The organism is Cellulomonas sp. P22 (assembly GCF_044392165.1).
The window spans coordinates 91,981-108,945 of the sequence record NZ_JBISBW010000015.1; the positions used below are offsets into that span (position 1 = coordinate 91,981).

At 68.7% G+C, this 16,965-nt stretch carries 16 protein-coding genes; 10 read left to right on the forward strand and 6 right to left on the reverse strand.

Annotated features, from left to right (window positions below; all coding sequences use genetic code 11):
• Positions 1 to 39 precede the first annotated feature (39 nt).
• The gene (locus ACGIF2_RS15635; RefSeq protein ID WP_396046995.1) at positions 40 to 579 is read left to right on the forward strand and encodes a fluoride efflux transporter FluC; all 540 of its coding nucleotides are present in this window, start codon (positions 40 to 42) and stop codon (positions 577 to 579) included.
• Entirely contained in the window at positions 576 to 953 is a 378-nt protein-coding gene (gene crcB, locus ACGIF2_RS15640) for a fluoride efflux transporter CrcB (protein WP_396046993.1), read from the forward strand. Before ACGIF2_RS15635 ends, crcB begins: the two co-directional genes overlap by 4 nt.
• Positions 954 to 1,285: 332 nt before the next feature.
• Here crcB and ACGIF2_RS15645 read toward each other — a convergent pair whose 3' ends face one another.
• The 4 genes from ACGIF2_RS15645 to ACGIF2_RS15660 all read right to left on the reverse strand — a co-directional run bounded on the left by ACGIF2_RS15645 (position 1,286) and on the right by ACGIF2_RS15660 (position 5,824).
• Positions 1,286 to 2,332, reverse strand: a complete 1,047-nt coding sequence (locus ACGIF2_RS15645; protein ID WP_396046991.1) for a DUF2776 family protein — start codon at positions 2,330 to 2,332, stop codon at positions 1,286 to 1,288.
• A gap of 427 nt (positions 2,333 to 2,759) precedes the next feature.
• A complete protein-coding gene (locus ACGIF2_RS15650; protein ID WP_396046989.1) occupies positions 2,760 to 3,203 on the reverse strand; it encodes a hypothetical protein in 444 nt (147 codons plus the stop codon).
• A complete protein-coding gene (locus ACGIF2_RS15655; protein ID WP_396046987.1) occupies positions 3,200 to 4,141 on the reverse strand; it encodes a cold-shock protein in 942 nt (313 codons plus the stop codon). Before ACGIF2_RS15655 ends, ACGIF2_RS15650 begins: the two co-directional genes overlap by 4 nt.
• Before the next feature lie 204 nt (positions 4,142 to 4,345).
• The gene (locus ACGIF2_RS15660; protein WP_396046985.1) at positions 4,346 to 5,824 is read right to left on the reverse strand and encodes an OmpA family protein; all 1,479 of its coding nucleotides are present in this window, start codon (positions 5,822 to 5,824) and stop codon (positions 4,346 to 4,348) included.
• Between the two features lie 347 nt (positions 5,825 to 6,171).
• Here ACGIF2_RS15660 and ACGIF2_RS15665 point away from each other — a divergent pair, with 347 nt between their 5' ends.
• Both ACGIF2_RS15665 and ACGIF2_RS15670 read left to right on the forward strand, forming a co-directional pair.
• On the forward strand, positions 6,172 to 6,747 hold the full coding sequence (locus ACGIF2_RS15665; protein WP_396046983.1) for a TetR/AcrR family transcriptional regulator: 576 nt from the start codon (positions 6,172 to 6,174) through the stop codon (positions 6,745 to 6,747).
• 32 nt (positions 6,748 to 6,779) lie between these two features.
• A complete protein-coding gene (locus ACGIF2_RS15670; protein ID WP_396046981.1) occupies positions 6,780 to 7,955 on the forward strand; it encodes a GDSL-type esterase/lipase family protein in 1,176 nt (391 codons plus the stop codon).
• Positions 7,956 to 8,455: 500 nt separating this feature from the next.
• Here the strand turns inward: ACGIF2_RS15670 and ACGIF2_RS15675 are convergent, their stop codons facing one another.
• Positions 8,456 to 8,968 (reverse strand): helix-turn-helix domain-containing protein, encoded by a 513-nt coding sequence (locus ACGIF2_RS15675; RefSeq protein WP_396047941.1) that lies wholly within the window; start codon positions 8,966 to 8,968, stop codon positions 8,456 to 8,458.
• 470 nt (positions 8,969 to 9,438) lie between these two features.
• Here ACGIF2_RS15675 and ACGIF2_RS15680 point away from each other — a divergent pair, with 470 nt between their 5' ends.
• The 5 genes from ACGIF2_RS15680 to ACGIF2_RS15700 all read left to right on the forward strand — a co-directional run bounded on the left by ACGIF2_RS15680 (position 9,439) and on the right by ACGIF2_RS15700 (position 14,313).
• Positions 9,439 to 9,621 (forward strand): hypothetical protein, encoded by a 183-nt coding sequence (locus ACGIF2_RS15680; protein ID WP_396046979.1) that lies wholly within the window; start codon positions 9,439 to 9,441, stop codon positions 9,619 to 9,621.
• Positions 9,622 to 9,971: 350 nt separating this feature from the next.
• Entirely contained in the window at positions 9,972 to 11,243 is a 1,272-nt protein-coding gene (locus tag ACGIF2_RS15685) for a hypothetical protein (RefSeq protein ID WP_396046977.1), read from the forward strand.
• Positions 11,240 to 11,815 (forward strand): hypothetical protein, encoded by a 576-nt coding sequence (locus tag ACGIF2_RS15690; protein WP_396046975.1) that lies wholly within the window; start codon positions 11,240 to 11,242, stop codon positions 11,813 to 11,815. Before ACGIF2_RS15685 ends, ACGIF2_RS15690 begins: the two co-directional genes overlap by 4 nt.
• Positions 11,812 to 13,743, forward strand: a complete 1,932-nt coding sequence (locus ACGIF2_RS15695) for a hypothetical protein (protein WP_396046973.1) — start codon at positions 11,812 to 11,814, stop codon at positions 13,741 to 13,743. The genes ACGIF2_RS15690 and ACGIF2_RS15695 overlap by 4 nt, the downstream gene beginning before the upstream one ends.
• A gap of 426 nt (positions 13,744 to 14,169) precedes the next feature.
• Positions 14,170 to 14,313 (forward strand): hypothetical protein, encoded by a 144-nt coding sequence (locus tag ACGIF2_RS15700; protein ID WP_396046971.1) that lies wholly within the window; start codon positions 14,170 to 14,172, stop codon positions 14,311 to 14,313.
• Positions 14,314 to 15,041: 728 nt separating this feature from the next.
• Here the strand turns inward: ACGIF2_RS15700 and ACGIF2_RS15705 are convergent.
• Positions 15,042 to 15,797 carry a DUF4145 domain-containing protein gene (locus ACGIF2_RS15705; RefSeq protein WP_396046969.1) on the reverse strand — a complete coding sequence of 252 codons (756 nt, stop codon included), beginning with the start codon at positions 15,795 to 15,797 and terminating at the stop codon, positions 15,042 to 15,044.
• 326 nt (positions 15,798 to 16,123) lie between these two features.
• Between ACGIF2_RS15705 and ACGIF2_RS15710 the strand changes: the two genes are divergently transcribed.
• Positions 16,124 to 16,948 (forward strand): abortive infection family protein, encoded by an 825-nt coding sequence (locus ACGIF2_RS15710; RefSeq protein ID WP_396046967.1) that lies wholly within the window; start codon positions 16,124 to 16,126, stop codon positions 16,946 to 16,948.
• The last annotated feature ends 17 nt before the right edge of the window (positions 16,949 to 16,965 follow it).

Below are 16,965 nucleotides of genomic sequence, written 5' to 3' on the forward strand. Positions count from 1 at the left end.
GTCGCGCGCGCGACGGCATTCCGGCCTAGCGTCAGAGACATGGCATCCGACAGCCACCACGAGCCAGGGCGTGCGCACGCGGCACCGCGCAGGCCCCACCGAACACCGCTGCACTGGTCCGGGCTCGGCCTGGTCATGATCGGCGGCATCCTGGGCGTCGCGGCGCGCGAAGGCCTGATGCAGGCCATCCCGAACGTCGACCAGGTGCCGGTGGTCGTGCCGGTGGTCAACCTGCTCGCCGCGTTCGCCCTGGGCTACCTGTACGAGGCACTCGCCCGCACCGCGCCCGGCACCGCGCTCACCGGCCGGCTCAAGCTGCTGATCGGTACGGGATTCTGCGGCGGCCTGAGCACGTACAGCTCGCTCGCGACCGACACGGCCGTCCTGCTGCACGATGATCGCGCCAACGTCGCGGTCCCGTACGCGCTCGGCACGGTGCTGATCGGCGCGCTCGCGACGCTCGCGGGCATCGCCCTGGGCACGCGGCTGCACCCGCACGAGCCGGACGAGGACGAGCTGCGTCACATCGAGGGGCACGCCCAGAAGACGACACCTGCGGCTCCCGGAGGTAAGTCATGACGCCCGGAGTGTTCGTCCTCGTGGTCCTCGCGGGCGGCCTCGGCGCCTGCACGCGCTACGTCGTGGACGCCCAGATCCGGAGCCGCGTCAGCTCGTCCTTCCCCTGGCCCACCGCGATCATCAACCTGACCGGCTCGTTCGTCCTGGGGCTGCTCACGGGGCTGGTCGCCGCCAACGTCGCCTCGCCCGTGGTCAGCGCCACGGTCGGCATCGGGTTCCTCGGCGGCTACACGACATTCAGCACCGCGAGCTACGAGACGGTCCAGCTGGTCCGGAAGAAGAACTACGGCGTCGCGCTGGCCTACGGGATCGGGATCCTCGTCGTGACCGTCGCGCTGGCCGCTGTCGGATATAGCTGGGGACTCTCGCTGTAGCAGCAACCCGAAGCTCCAGGAATGGTCCCAGCGAGGTTGTCGGCATTCTTCGCCGGCGACACGTCAAGCGCACGTCACGCGCATAATGCGACTCATCTGCCGCTGGCCCACGAACCCCCTCACGCCTGGGGACATGGTCGAAGCCCGCGCGAAGCAGGTTGTTCAGACCTGGCGCACCGACCAGGTGGACATTCCGCGATCAGATGGAGGCGAGATCGCGACAAACGGGTTCACCGGCCTCAAGAGCGTCGCGACCGAAGAACTCCCCGGCACCGAAGAGACCTCCAGCTCACCGGGGCCGACGAGACGACCCCCCAACGCGTTCCTGCGGGCTACGACGACGACGTCCCGGCCTCGAGGATGGACACGATCGAGAACAGCGTGAAGCAGACGGCCCCGAGCCCGACGAGGACGTGTGCGCCGACGAAGAAGCCGGGCTGTCGCGCGGTCGCCTCGAACAGGAACGCCGCGAAGAACAGGCAGGTGAGCGCTGTGCCCACGGGGATGATCGGGATGCGGTTGGCCAGTGGGAACACCTGGCGCCACACGAGCGCGAGCAGCACGACCTTGGACACGATGCTGAAGCAGATGAGCCCGAGCCCGATCAGCACCACGCCGGGGGCGAGCCGCGCCGGCTTGTCCGAGGCCAGGAGGACCCCGAGGCCGAGGAGGACGTTGATGGTCCCCATCGCCACGACCCACCACGTCCAGCGGTAGCGCTCGCCTTCACCGAACTCGTTGCGGACCTGGCGCACGATGCTGGCGACCAGCGCGACGAGAGCGGAGCAGACCAGGGACAGCCCGGTCACCACGTGCCCGGCGACGACCTCGGGCGTCGAACCGCGCGCGTACAGCGTGCCCGCGATCACCAGACCGATCACCGCGAGAACAGCCGGTACCGCGATGAGCACGGCGCGGACCCGCGATGAGTACGCCTCGGGAGGTGGACCGCTGCCGACGTCGCGCGCGGCGCTGGTCTGGATGAGCGTGAACCTGGTCGAGGCCGTGGCCACGGTGCTCACGCTCGCGGCGATGAACCCGATGCCGATCATCACGTACCCGGCGACGATGAACTGCGGCTCGTCGCCCCGCCGCACGATCGTGACGCCCCAGATCATCGTGGCCAGCGCGACCGCGTACCCCAGCACGGGCAGCAGGATCTCCCACACCCTGCCGTACCTGTGCACGAGCTGGCGGATGATCGTCGCGGCCGTGGAGAACAGCGCGATGCAGATCGCCGTGAGCGCCACGTTGACGTGGCCTGCCACGAAGTGGTTCGTGTCGTCACCGCCCGACAGGACGTACAACCCGAACGCGAGACACACCGCCCCCATGGCCAGCGGGATCGCCCGGAAAAGAATGCTGATCGTCAGGTTCATTCGTCCCCCCCACGTCGCTCCCCACAGTAAGGACAGCGAACGAGATCGGCGCGTCGAGCCGGCTCCCCGGCTGCTCACCGCGTTCCACCTGGCGGCCGTCGCCGGTGCGCAGCACGACGCCCACTCGTACGGGCCGTCCGTGCTCGACGGCGGCCGCGGTCACAGAGCAGAGAGCACGAAGCGTCCGATGAGGAACCATGCGGCCCCTACCCCGAGACCCCCCGATCAGCCTGCGCGACCGGGCCGGCCCTGGGGCGAGAACAAAACCACCGACGAGCGCAGCTCCAGAGAGCGCCCACAGGGCAGTCCCCTCGCCCGGGTGGGGCTCACCACCAGCCACAGCCGGTGTCCAGAGCCATCCCGCGAACGCGAGGCCGAGCGCCACCGGCAGCGAGATCACCGTCGCCACGGCCACCCAGCAGCAAGCTCAAACAGTGCGGAGCACGAGGAGGAACTGCCCACCGCCCGGTTCGACGGCGGCGGTCACGCGAAGGTCGGGGGCGAATCGCGAGAGCCGGTCCACGAGCCAGGCGGCGGCCTTCTCACCGTCCGCCTTGGTCGGGCAGCGGGCCACGACCTCACGCCCGCCCTTGCGGGTCAGCCGCTCGACGGTCGCCACGATCGGTGCCGGCTCCACGACGAACAGCGACGACGACCAGGCCACGACGGGCTTGACCGCACCCTTGCGCGTGTTGCAGGCCCGATGCGCGAGCCGCTCGGAGCCCGGTGCTGCCTTCTTGCCCTTGGGCGTCGCGCCGCCATCGATGCTCGGTCCGCGGTCGGAGTTGACGGACGCGTCGGGGTCGACCGGCTCGTCGCACAGCCAGCATCGCCAGGCGTCTCGCGTGCCGACCTCGTCCAGGGTGCTCACAGCAGCTCGACGCGGTCGGCCTGCGGGCCCCGGTCGCCCTGGCGCACGTCGTACCGGACCCGATCGCCTTCCTCCAGCGCCTCGGTGCCCCTGATGACCGACACGTGCACGAACAGGTCCGCGCCCCCGGCATCGGGGGTGATGAAGCCGAAGCCGCGCTCCGCGTCGTAGCGCGCGACCACGCCCTCGCCGCCGCGCACAGGCGCGTCGGAGGACGACCGGCCGCCAGGCCGCCCGGCCGGCGCCCACGCCGGCGCCGCCTGAGGCGCCGAACCGCGCACGAGCTGCACGTCGCGGGCCTGCGGGCCCCTCTCGCTCGGGGCGACGTCGTACGTCACCCGGTCGCCCTCGTACAGCTCGGCGAGCCCACCGGCCAGAGCGCGGTGGTGGACGAAGACGTCCGCGCCGCCGGAATCGGGGGCGACGAAGCCGTAGCCCTTGTCCACGTCGTACCAGGACACGGTGCCGTCTGCCCCGTCGGACCCGCCGGCCTGCGCGGCGGCGTCGGCGCCGAGCGGCAGCAGGTGGTCGGCCTGCGGCCCCTTCTCGCCGTCGACGACCATGAACGCGACCCGCTGCCCTTCGGAGACGACACCGCCGCCCACGATGGCCGAGCTGTGCAGGAAGATCTCCGCGCCGCCACGGTCGGGCGTGATGAAGCCGTACCCCTTGGCCGGCTCGTACCAGGTGACCGTGCCGAGCACGCCGACCGGCGCGTCAGCGGCCTGGTCGCCGGTGACCCGGACCCGGCGCGCCTGCGGGCCGCGGTCCCCCTCGCCCAGCTCGAACTCGACCGTCTGCCCCTCGCGGAGCACCTTCGGCCCGTCCTCGCCGACGATCTCGGACGCATGCACGAACAGGTCCTCGGCCTCGTCCCCGAGGGCGATGAATCCGAACCCCCGATCGGTGTCGAACCAGCGGACAGTCCCCTGGGGCACGTTTGACTCCTCGTCGAAACTACGGTTGATCTCCCTAGTGTCCCTGACGGAACCGCCGGCGGGTGTCCGCGGGCGACTCTCGGACGGTAGTTCCATGCCCCCGCGAGACCCAGGGCGGCCTGACCTGCGCCGGCACGACAGGCAGACACCTCGTCTCGTGCAAGGAGTCCGATGCGCGCATCGCCGCGATGCAGGGGGTCCGCCCTACTCTGCGTCCACGACAGGGACGTCGGTGAGCCGGAACGCCGCCCCGCCCACGGTGACTCCGCCGAACGCCGAGATCTGCCGCGGGGCGACCTCCACCGCGACGGACGTCGTGCCGGTGTCCGGCCACACGACGGTGACCACGCGCGTCGTGCCCGCGTCGACGGTGACCCCCCGGTCAGCCAGCGGCTCCCGCATGTCGACCGCTGGCCGCACGTAGTCGACCGGGTAGACGCGGCTACGGCCGACGAGCAGGCTCACGTTCGTAGCCGCCAGCTGGAGGCTGGGGTCGAACTGCCCCCTCGTGTCGGACACACCAGAGGCGAGCACTCCATCGGTCAGGTCCTTGGGCCCCAGGTTCGTCAACTCGAGCTCGCCCACCAGGTACGGACCGACCCGGCGCACCTGCGGGAGTCGCACCGAGTAGTTGTTCTTACCGTCCTGCACCGTCACGCCGGCAGGCCCGGTAGCGGCAGGCCCGGTGGCCTCGGGCAGCGCCGCGGAGTCACCCGGCGCCGCGGGCGCGGGCGCGGCCTCCTCTGCGGGCACCAACGTGATCGTCACCCGGCGGTTCAGCGCTCGCGCTTCGTCGCTCGTCCCGGCCATGGCGGGTTCGCTCTCGCCGCGCCCCTCGACGGACACGTCGAACCCCGAGAGGTCGACCAGAGTGCTCAGCTGCTGCTCCACGCTCGCGGCCCGGCGCTGCGACAGGTCGAGGTTGTGGGCCTCGTCGGCGACGTCGTCGGTGTGCCCCACGATCGTGATCTGCCCGCCGGAATACGTGCTGACCTGCGCGCCGGCCGCGGCAAGAGCCGCCTGCGCATCGGCACCCAGCTCGGCGGAGTCGACTGCGAAGAGCACGTCAGAGGCGATGTCGAGGGTGACCTCCGTGGGGGTCTGCCGCGCCCGCACCAGCCCGTCGACCTGCTCGGTGTAGAACTCCAGCGGGAACGGCGCCTGGTCCGTGATGTCGTTGTCCGTCAACTCGGCCGGAGGGACGGTCAATGCCCCGGCTGCCGCGGCGTCCACGACGGGGACGCCCTCGAACCAGCCCGCCTCGGGCAGGAGGACGTCGACCGTGTCACCGTCCGGAACGGTGAATGCGGCGTAGACCACCTCGGTGTCCTCTCCCGCGGCCTGCTGCGCGGCCTCGGTTGCGGGACCCTCCGGGCTGCCGTTCCTGCTCGTCACTGCGAGGTCTCTGCTGTCGCGCAGGGTTGTCATCACGGTGCCCTCGGCGACGTCGATCAGTCGGGCGCCGTTCGGGCCTGGGGTGCTGATGCCCTCGAAGGCCTCCCAGAAGGCCATGCGCAGAGCGGGCGGATCGGTGGGCGCCGCGAGCCGCAGGACCGCGACGTCCCCGTGGACGGCCACCGGGCCGACCGCGAGCTCGACTTGGTCGCCGCCGATCGTCACCGTGCGCACCACGGGCGCGACCACCGTCCCTGCCACGGCTCCGGTGGCCGACGGCGTCGTCATCGGCGCGACGCCCTCCCCCGGGGTGCAGGCGGCGCAGCTCAGCGCAACCAGCATGCCTGCCATGACCGCGCGTGCACGCGTGGGCGTGGTCAGCGCGGGCAGTGCGCCAGCAGGTCGAGCGCGGTGCGAGTGCATTGGGCTCCCAGTGTGTGTTGACGATCCCGCATCTGCCCGGATTGCGACCGATGCGACGTGTGTACTCCCGCGACCACGCGAGCGTAGAGCGTCAGGGCCTTCCTGGCAGGACGCGCCGATCGTGCCCCACGTGAGCAGATGCGCACTCCAAGCGTGGCCGTGTCTACGAGGTGTAGTCTAGGAACACCGATCCGTAGACAAGGAGCCCGCACATGGCCGCACGCGCCGGGTTAACCGTCGACGCCGTCACCGACGCCGCCGTCGACCTCGCGGACGCCGTCGGGTTCGAGCAGGTGACAGTTTCGGCGCTCGCTCGACGCCTCGGCGTGCAGCCCGCCAGCCTGTACGCGCACGTCCGCGGAACCGACGACCTGCGCACCCGGATCAGCGTCCGCGCGCTGGAGGAGCTCGGCGACGGCCTGTCGATGGCCCTGGCCGGCCGGTCCGGGCGAGAGGCCGTCCAGGCGCTGGTCGGCGCCGTGCGCGGCTACGCCGACGCGCACCCCGGCCGGTGGGCGGCCACGCAGGCGCGGGTCGACCTCGCCCAGGCGGGCGCCGCTGGCACCCGGGTGTCCGCGCTGATGCGCGGTGCCCTGCACGGCTACGGGCTCGCCCCCGACGAGCAGGTGCACGCGGTGCGGCTGGTAGGCAGCACCGTCAACGGGTTCGTCCGGCTGCAGGCGAACGGCGGGTTCGACCACTCGACGCCCGACGCGGAGACGTCGTGGCGCCGGGTGACCGACGCCCTCGACGCCGCCCTCCGGCACTGGCCGTCCCCGGCCGCGTGACCCCCCACCCCGACGACACGAGAACGAGACCGATGGACGACCGCACCACCCAGGACATCCCCCTGACCGACGCGCTGCTCCGCGGCGCCGTCGAGCTGGAGCGCACCGCCGACGGCGTCCGGCCGCACCGGCTCCCCGCGTGGGCACGCCGGCAGTACCCCGACCCGCAGCTGCTGATGGCCGAGGCGCAGCCGTCGGGCGTCCGCCTCGTGCTGCGCACCCGGGCGACCGTGCTCGCGCTGACGACCCGGCCGACGAAGATCGCGTACCTCGGCGCCCCTGCCCGCCCGGACGGCGTGTACGAGCTGACCGTCGACGGCGTGCGCACCGCCGAGGGGGTCGTGCGCGGTGGCGACGTGCTGGCGATCGACCTGCAGACGGGATCGCGCGAGGTCCGGCCGGGGGCGCCGGGCACGGTGACGTTCGGCGGCCTGCCCGACAGGGACAAGACCGTCGAGATCTGGTTGCCGCACAACGAGCTGACCGAGCTGGTGGCGCTGCGCGCCGACGCCCCGGTCGACCCGGCGCCGACGGCGGGCCGCCCGGTGTGGCTGCACCACGGCAGCAGCATCAGCCACGGCTCCAACGCCGCGACCCCCACGGGCACCTGGCCAGCCGTCGCCGCCGCGACCACCGGCGTGGACCTGGTCAACCTGGGGTTCGGGGGCAGCATGCTGCTCGACCCGTTGACCGCGCGGACCATGCGGGACACGCCGGCCGACCTGATCAGCGTGAAGATCGGCATCAACATCGTGAACGCCGACGCCATGCGGCTGCGGGCGCTGGTGCCCGCGGTGCACGGGTTCCTCGACACGATCCGCGACGGCCACCCGGACACCCCGCTGCTGGTGGTCGGGCCGATCCTCTGCCCCATCCACGAGCGGACGCCCGGGCCGGGGGCGGTCGACCCTGCGTCGCTCGGCACCGGCACCGTGCGGTTCCTCGCCACCGGCGACCCGGCCGAGGTGCCCGCGGGCCGGCTCACGCTCGAGGTCATCCGCGAGCAGCTGGAGCGCGTGGTGGAGCAGCGCGCGGCCGACGACCCGCACATCGCGTACCTCGACGGGCGTGAGCTGTACGGCCCGGCCGACGAGGCAGCCCACCCGCTGCCGGACGGGCTGCACCCGGACGCCGCGACGCACCAGCTCATGGGCGAGCGGTTCGCGCGGCTGGCGCTCGGCACTCACGGCGCCCTGACCGGGCTCTGACGGCCGCACGCCACCACCCGAGCGTCCCGCCGACACCGAGCCTCCTCGTGCCGACGGGGCGCTGGGTGGTCGAGACACCGGCCAGAACTGCACCGCAGCTATCCGGAGGGTTCCACCGACCCGCCACCGACGGCCATCAGTGCGCGCCAGCGCCAGCAGAACAGCCCCCTGACGAGGCGGTACCTTGGATCCCGTCGGCACCAGGGCGGCCCCACCGCCCCGGCGAACGACACGGGTGTTCTCCGGTGGGTTCCACGAGTGAATCCACTCATCACCCGGGCCTCTGGGTGATGAGTGGATTAACTCTGACCTGCGACACCGCACCCGAGCTGCGACGCGGCGCGGAATCTCCAAGACCGTGGCCATGCCGCTTCGGGAACGTCAGGTGTCGGCGAACGCGGAACGCGGCGTACCCACACTGGAACGTCCCCAGTGCCCGGGGATCGGCAACCAGCACGCAGCGGTGTGAGGCAGCAGCGCGCTACAGCGGGGGTGCAAGCTCAGCCACCAGACCGGGCCGAGAAGCGGCAGCGGCGGCGGCGGCGAGATCGATGCACAACACTCGAGCGCGCCCAAGCACCCGCGAGTCGACAGGGAAGACACCAGTCAGCTCTGCCAACCGAGCAACGAGTACCTGATCGACGTGCCGCTGGAGGCGGTCGGGGCTTCGTGGATCGACGACCCCGGAGAGCACGAACCGAGGATCTGAGATCACACCGAGACAGAGGACTCGAAGGCTCGCATCGGCTGCTTCCTGTGGCGGCGCCGCGGACTCCGCCACAGCGGAGAGTTGCGTCTCGCGGCTCGCGTCGGAGGAGGAAGCAGCGAAAGCGCTGGAGGACTGCTGCAACTCGCCTGTCGGCGTCATACGCCCGGTAGGCGTCGTGGCCGCCGTTGCGAGCCACCTCCCGCGACACCGTCGACGGTGGCCGGCCCAGCGCGTCGGCGATCTGCCGCATGCTCCGTCCAGCCGCCAGCCCCCGCGAGATCTCCTCACGCTCCCGCAGCAACAAGTACCGCGCCGAGCGCCCGCTGGCCGAGGCCGCACCCCGCCGGTCTGCGCCACGTACCGGCGAATGTGATGCACCGGCGCCCCCAGCTGGCGGGCGACGCTGCGCAGCGCCTCACCCTCCCGCCACCGTCGCCACAGCTCGTCCTGCTGCTCAACCGTCAACCCGCACGCCTGCACGTCTGCCTCCACGAAGTGATCATCGTGGTGCGTTGACCCACTGAGACCGCGGCCTTTCACGCGCAAGCCAGTACCGCGCTCGCAGGATGCAGGCGGCGATGGACGGTCGCTGGAGCGTCCCGCAGGACGTGTTCGACACGATTGCCGAGATGATGTTTCGAGCCCTCTTCGCAGGATCGCAACGTCCAGTTTGCGAACCTGGCGAGCGAGCTCGGTCAGTCGGACCTACACGTGGCGTGGCTGCACGAGACCGGCTACTGCCACCCCAGCCTCTTGGGGGCTGAGGCATACGTGATGAGCTCACCCGACGCGTCCCAGATCCTGCTCAGCGAGTCGCAACGCGCGACCAACGTCCCGGAGGAAGTCGCGACGATCCTGCTCGTCGCGAGCATCGGGTTCAACCACTTCGTCGAGGGCCAAACTTGGACGCACGCTCTTGGAGAGCTCAGTGAAGAGCTTCGCTCGCTCGTCACCTAACTCGGACTCAGCACTGGTCCGAGCGAAATCGAGCCCGCACCGCTCCTCAGGCATCCACGGTCGGCGATACTCGTCCGACGCGTCCAATGCCGACGTGCCGATGGCGGCGCTACCTGGCCTCGCCCTGGCCAACGCGGTGGCTGGGCCGGCGCAAGCGGACCAGCGGCTGACGCACGTGCCGCTCGGGCACCACGACTCTCCTGAACTCCCGAAGCGGCCTGCACCAAGCGCGCTGCTCGGCAGGCGGCGCGGCCCGCCGAGTACGCGAACCCTTGCCTCATGCGCCGCCCCTTAGAGGCCAAACGAGTGATCTGTTCCACGCATGCCACTTTCGACCCTAGATTGGCCAGATGAGCGGCGCGGCATCGACAGCACTGGGAGCCGCCCTGCATCCCGCGACGCCACCAGACGACGCAGGCGCCGAGACACTCGACCGGTACGAGTGGCAAGCGATGATGGCCACCGCGGATCTCCTGGCACTGTACCTCGAGGTACTTGACCAGGGAATGGATCCGAGCGCCGCCATCGACCGCGGCTTGGTGTGTGAATACCACGAAGACTGGGTGCGAATCCGACCCGGCCAAGTTCAACTCGTCTCGGCCAAACACAAGGATCCTCAATTCGGAGCGTTCACAACCACAGCGAGCCTCCTGACCGTTGGCGGCGTCTATCACCTATTCGACCGGTGGCACGAACTCGGGGGTTCTCTCGAAGCGCGACTGGTGACAACCGCGGGTCTCGCAGCCGACGCTGGCCACATTCTCGATCTATGCGGGACATCGGATTCTCCGCCAGCCGACACCGCAGCCCACCGGGCATACACCCGACTGATCCAGGGCGTCGCGGATCGGCGGAAAAGCGATGGTCATCCCGAGATCGATGATCTGCCCGCCACTATTTCTCGGTTCATCAACCGCCTCACACTAGACCACGGACTGCCACGCAGAGAGCACGTTCCCGACTTTGCCCCGACCGGGTACGCCGAACCGATCGCGAAGGCCATCGGCCAACCTCAACACGCCGCTGCCGTATGGGAGGCGGTCCTCTCGCTGGTTCGCGGTCGAATGCGAGCGGCAGGCCCGAGGCGCCGGGGTCTCCTTCCAACCCTTGACCCTTCCACCACTCCTGACCTCGAGCGCCGGACCATCACCGTCGCCGACGCACACATCGCGATGTCCTTCGCCGTCAGCTCGCCTGCCGCCTTCATGCCCTTGCCGCGCGTCACCGTCACAAATCGACTTGCGGTGAAGATGAGCGAAGGGCGGTGTGCGGCCACCTCGATCGAACGAGCCGAAGCACTCCGCCGTCAGTTCGCCTCTTGGCGGCGCGAGCAGAGGTCGCAACCAGGTGCGCGCGTTGCCGAGGTCGAACTACTTCTGCTGCGCGTCGCGGATCACGCCACCGCCGCTGTGCGTACGAGTACTGGCCACTGGGGTGCAGCGCTCTGGGCGGAGCTCGAAGACCGACTGACCCGCGAGGCTGGGACCGGACCGGTGGCGAGCATCGACAGTGACATGCTGCTCGGCGGGGTCTCGTACCTCACGAACGCGTGCAAGGTGTGGTACTCCGAACCGTTCGACGCCGCGGACCGCCTGCGGCAACTCACCGAGGACCGCCTGTGACGGCCCCAAGCGCGGCCGCTGAGGCCCTCAGCTCTGCGGTGGACGACCTCGTCTATCACCAGACCCGGATCCTGCTCCTCGTCACGGCGGTAGCCGGCGAGCCCGGGAACGCGGGCAAATTGGACGGCCTCACCAAACTCGCAAAACTCGACTTCCTCGTTCGCTACCCCGGCCTGGCGCCCGTCGTCCTTGACTCCTTGGAGGACAGCGACCCCAAACTGCACCTGACGTCGTACGAGCTCGCCGAGCCGACATCGGTGGCAGACCCGATGATTCGCTATAAGTATGGGCCCTGGGACGACAAGTACTACCCAATCATCGGCGCCCTCGTTTCGAAGGGACTGCTCCGCTACACAAAAGGCAGACAGGGAAGCGTAGCCCTGGCTCCGACCACCCATGGCCGAAGACTCGTCCAGGACATAGTCAAGGAAAGCACTTGGTCCGCCGTTCACGACCAGTGCTCCGCGGTGGCCGCGGCTGCGGCCGGAATGACAGGAAACGCTCTCAAACTCCTGATCTATGAACGCCTTCCTCATCTGATGGACCGAGCCCATCGAAAGTTGATCACATGACGACGACGTTCCGCATAGACGAGATCGAACTCCAGACTTCCGGCGGCCCCGTTCGCTATACTTTTGGTACCGATCTGACGGTCCTCGCCGGTCCGACTGGCGTCGGCAAGACGTCGCTGCTGGAGTTGGTGAAGTACGCACTTGGGGGCGATGGCCTGCTCGCGTCGGTCGCGGAGGCGGCCGTATCGACGGTGCGGGTCTCGGTTCGCCTCGGAGCCGAGAAGTACCTTCTCTCGCGCTCGCTACGTGCCGAAGACCAGAACAAGGTTGAGGTGTTCGACGCGATCGCGGGGCGCAGCCTCGAGGATCACTTCGTCGATCGGCTCCAGCCGAGAGTTAGCGACCTTCTGATGAAGGCCCTTGATCTGCCGACCGGTTTGCGCGCCGCCCCTCGCTCAAGCGGAAGCAGCAAGCCGGGAGCCCCAATCACGTTCAATGACGTCTTCCGCTTCCTCTACGTCCCTCAAATTGCGATAAACCGCGAGATTGCCGGCAGCTCGCAAGGCTACTACGAGCCGAAGCGTCGAACCGTGTTTGAGTTGTTGTTCGGCCTAACGTCTGATGAACTGGTCTCTCTCAGGACAGACCTAAATCTGAAGAACAGCCAGGTCGGCGAGGCGGCAGCCCAACTGTCCGCAGTCGAGAGGTTCCTGGTCGAGAGTGGCACTGAGAGCCGTTTCGAGGCTGAGCGGCGTCTTGGCCAAGCCCAGAGCCAGGGCGCTAGTGCGGCGTTGGAGCTTGAGCGCTTGTCGGCGGCGATGACTGAAACCGGAGATCGCGAGACCCAGGTGCTGCGAGATCTGTTGGCTGACACCGAACGTGGTGTCGCGCAAGCCCGCGCGCTATCTGCCGATCTGACGAGACAGCATGCCGAGTACGCGGTTGAACGCCGCCGCGTCCACGTGGACATCTCCCGACTCGAGCGGATGGCGTCGGCGGGCATAAAGATGGCGAACATCGAATTCATGGCCTGCCCGCGGTGCCTGCAATCACTGGACCGCGAGGTGCCCGAGGGTCGTTGCCGCGTGTGCTTGCAAACAGACGTCGTCGCCAACCTGCCCGACACTGGTCAATACGAGATGGCACAACTCCGGTCCCAGCTCGACGAGATCGATCAGCAACTTGAGGAGCTTTCATCTGCTCAGACAGGTGTGCGGAGAGCCGAATCCGAGCGCACGGGTCTAATCAGACGCCTCACCCTACAGATCGATCAGCGCACGGAACAGCGCGTTTCGCCCAGGCTTCAGGCCTACACCGATGCCGCACGCCGAGTAGAGCGCAGCGCCGTCGAGACCGCTGCCATCGAGGCACTTCTTCGGCAGTGGGATCGAGTTCAAGATCTTCGCACCCAGGTGGAGCTTTTGAATGAGGAGAAGCGGTCCCTCGAGGCACGCGTTCTCTCGCTCGAGTCGAACGAAAAGGAGCGCCGGACCGAAGTGCTCACTGAGCTCTCCGAAGAATTTCAGAGGACAGTTCAGAACTTTGGTGTACCCAACGGCCAAATGGCGTCGATCAACCCCACAAACTACCTCCCAGAGCTGAACGGAAGGCGGTACGAGAAGGTTAGTTCCGCGGGCGGAATTGCTACCGCGACGCAGGTGGCGTACTGGATCTCGCTCGTGACTGTCGCGACAAGGCGCCGCGACACACGCTATCCCAGTTTCTTGCTTATCGACAGCCCGAGACTCGCGCTAAACACCGCGGAGGGTATGGCTGCGCAAATGTACCGACGCTTCGTCGCGCAAGTCGGCACCAACCCCGGCCGGCTGCAGTTCATCGTGGCGGATAACGAACTGCCGCGGGAGTACAAACGTGAGTTCGCCGAGTTCGTTTTCGACTACGGCAATCCGACAGTCCCGACGGTTCCTCACCCCGGTCCCGCAAACGTGAACACGATCGGATCCGGGGAATCGATCCAGGCGGTGTAGGTCGGCGTAGCGTGCCAGTCATCCGGCGCGCTTTTCCAGGGGGAACAGAAGCTCGCTGTCGGCGCTGAACGCGCGTCGGCGCGCCACGACCCGATGGCTTTTTGCCTCCTACCGCCCCCTATGCCGGCTTCGCATGGGCCGCTCCGCCGCCACGGCCGTGCCACAGCCACGCCAAAGCCGATCGACTGAAGTGCCGGCTGATGCAACGGTTCCACGGACGGCCGATGGGTTGAGGAGGACACATGGCGAAGCACCGCGCCACTGTGCGAGTCGACCTCGTGGATGACTGGCCCACGTTCGCCGAGCTGGTTATCGAGTCGATCGACCGTGCGGCCCGTCACGCGGCATGGTCCGTGGACGGGTCGCGGCTCGCATCGCTCGAGGCAGCCGCCTCGCTGTCAGTGGATCTTCTTCGAAGCGCGGGTCATGGGCCTGAGCGAGGCGATGCTCCGCGCCGCCGGGTTTGAACTGCGCGGGGGCTGGACGATCGACCGCGCGAGCGTTCCTGCTGAGGAGGGTGGCACGTGCGGATCGATCGAGGCCAGCGCACCCGTCTCGGGCGAGCTCTGAACTACTCGGTGCCGATGCCAGCAGGGGTCGCTTCCAGATCATCGTTGTCGATCATGCGAACCTCGATGCCCCGCGGTTCCAACGCTCAATCGTCGACAACTGGCGCGCCGATGAGTCCGGCGAGGTACGCAGACTCGTGCCTGCCCACTGGATCCGAGAAACGCGCTGGTAGGGACAGGGGCGAAGTCGGTTTGCCAGAGATTGCAAGCATCATCGACGCCTCACGTACGCGGCGTCCTAAGTAGGGCGCGATCCTCAGGGTTGGCCCGGCTTAGGCAGGAAGATGCGCGCCTCAACCGCGGTCCGCCCCTGAAAGACCTCCGCCTTACAGGCCACGGCGTCGGCCCGCGACAAGAACGACGCATGCCGCGCGCCCCTGCGCGGCGGTGAGCGCGCCCACCCGTCGACCGTCGATCCGTACCTCGAAGGTCACCGCGCCTACGGAGGTGCCGCGCTCGACCTCGGCAGTGTGAAGCCTGACCCGCACCGGCACCCACGCAGTCGAGGCGTCGCACCTGCCGCCCGCACGGCCCATCTCGGCGATCCACGAGCCGCCGCGATGGGACCACGAGCTGCGGCCGATCGACTACCCAGGTCGACGGCCCGCCATCACCACGGTGTCGGGTCCTCGTCCTGCGCCGTGCCACCGCAGGGGGATGGTTTGCCCCAGCGCCGGTCCGGGTTCCGGCCCACGCTTCCACCATCTCCCCGCAGACTTCCGCCCACGTTCAAGGCCGTGCGTCCGGCCGCGGAACGCGCTTCGCCGTGTTGATGACCTCCACACGCCGTCTGAGCTCCTCCTGCTTCGTGTCATAGAGCAACTCCAGCGCGTGGGCAAGGATCTGAGCGCCCGCCACGACATCGGCGCGAGTAAGCGAGTCTTCGTGGCTACCCTGATTGCCAATCCATTTGACGGCCTCGAGCGCGTCCGCGACGCGCGCATTCTTGCTCCGGAATCGCTCGATCCGGGCATGGGTCTTCAGTTGGTGCCCGTTGTGCGCCACCCGGTCGATCGACTGATCGTCGAGGACCTCTTCGACCGCCAGTCGCAGTCGGTTCGCCGCTGCATTCGCATCGGACCAGATCACAAGAGCGGCCTCGTTGAGCCGGTCTCGAACCGGCTCAGGGCAGGCTTCGACGACTTCGACGAGGGGCGGGGCAGGCAGGACGTGACGCAACTGGAGGAACGTCGCGTACTGACCATCCCACGTATCGTCCGGATGATTGCTGTAGTCGACCTTCATGTCCCCAAGCGCGACCGCCGTCTCGTCGCAGCCCCCGCGCTGGCACTTCAGGTGCGCAGTAAAGAAGCCGGCGATCCACTCGGGCTCGAACGCCTCATGCGCGCGCAGCCGCTGCGAGATGCCCGTATCGATCGGCAGGACGGACACTGGGGCGAGGTCTCCTCTCAGACACACAGGACACGAGATCGTCGGCCAGGCGTCCTCTTCGAACCAGTCAGCGAGCTTGTCCAGTTCCGTCATCGTTCGTCTCCAGCCAGGGGCGCAGATCGCGCCAAGGGCGGCCCCGCCGACCCGCTCGCCGGCAGGTCGGTTGGCCGGCCGGGGCGCGGGGTACATCGTCGCGCAACGTAGGACCGCTCGACGCAACTTCGGCCGCTGAGCAGCCTTCCCGCTCGAGCGAGTCTTGGCGGGGTTAGGTCAGCGTCGATGCAACGCCGCCCTCGCTCTCGCCCAGGCCGCGGATTGCGACGCTCAGAACGGACCTTCGCGGTGCCGATCGCGAGAGACTATGAGATCACGCCCGAGAGCGGCGGCTGTGTCGGATCTGCGAAAGGGCGTGGGGCCTCATGGATCTCATCGGGCTCGGTGCTGTGATCGGCGATTTCTTCGAGGATGGCGCCGGACCGTCCCACGATCAGCTCGACCAGGCCTTCTCGCGCGCGGGACTGAGCGCTGGCGATCCGGCGCCGAGCGGTCGCACGCCGGGCGGCCCACCGTTAGGCAAGGCGAAGCGGGTGCGGCACGTGTTCGTGCACGCCACAGACCACGCACCGAAGGCCGGCTTGGCACTCGGCGCGCACCTGGTTGCTTTGCTGCGCGCTGACGGGTGCTTGTCAGAGTCGTCAGCGTCGTTCGCAGGGGCGGTCAAGGTTGGACGCCTTCGCGACGCGTACGACGCGTTGGGCTTCACAGTCGACGGCACGGGTGCGCTGCGGCCCAAGGTGATCGACAACCTGACGGGAACGGAGCTAACTGCGGCGCTCCGGTCGTATGTCGACCGCTTGAACCTGAATCCGGATGATCCTCCGTTGCAGGTCGGCACCGGCAAGGAACTCGATGAGGCGGTCGCGCGTCACGTGCTCGAGCAGATGACGGGCTCGTATCCGGTGGGTGGGCGTGAGGGGAACTTCCCGGTGACGTTGGCGAGTGCGTTCACGACAGTGGGGTACGCGGTGCCTGGGCGTGTGGAGCTCGACCCGGATCCACACAAGGCAGTGCAGCAATGCCTGTTCCTCTTGGCAACGCGGGTCAATCAGCTGCGCAACGATGTGGGGACTGGTCACGGGCACCCGTCGGGTCCTCGCAAGACTCAGCCGTTGTCGCCGGCGGAGGCTCGCGTGGTGGCGCGTGCGACTGCTCTCGTTGCCGGTGCGCTACTCGACGCCTTGTAGGTCGATGTGGCGACTGG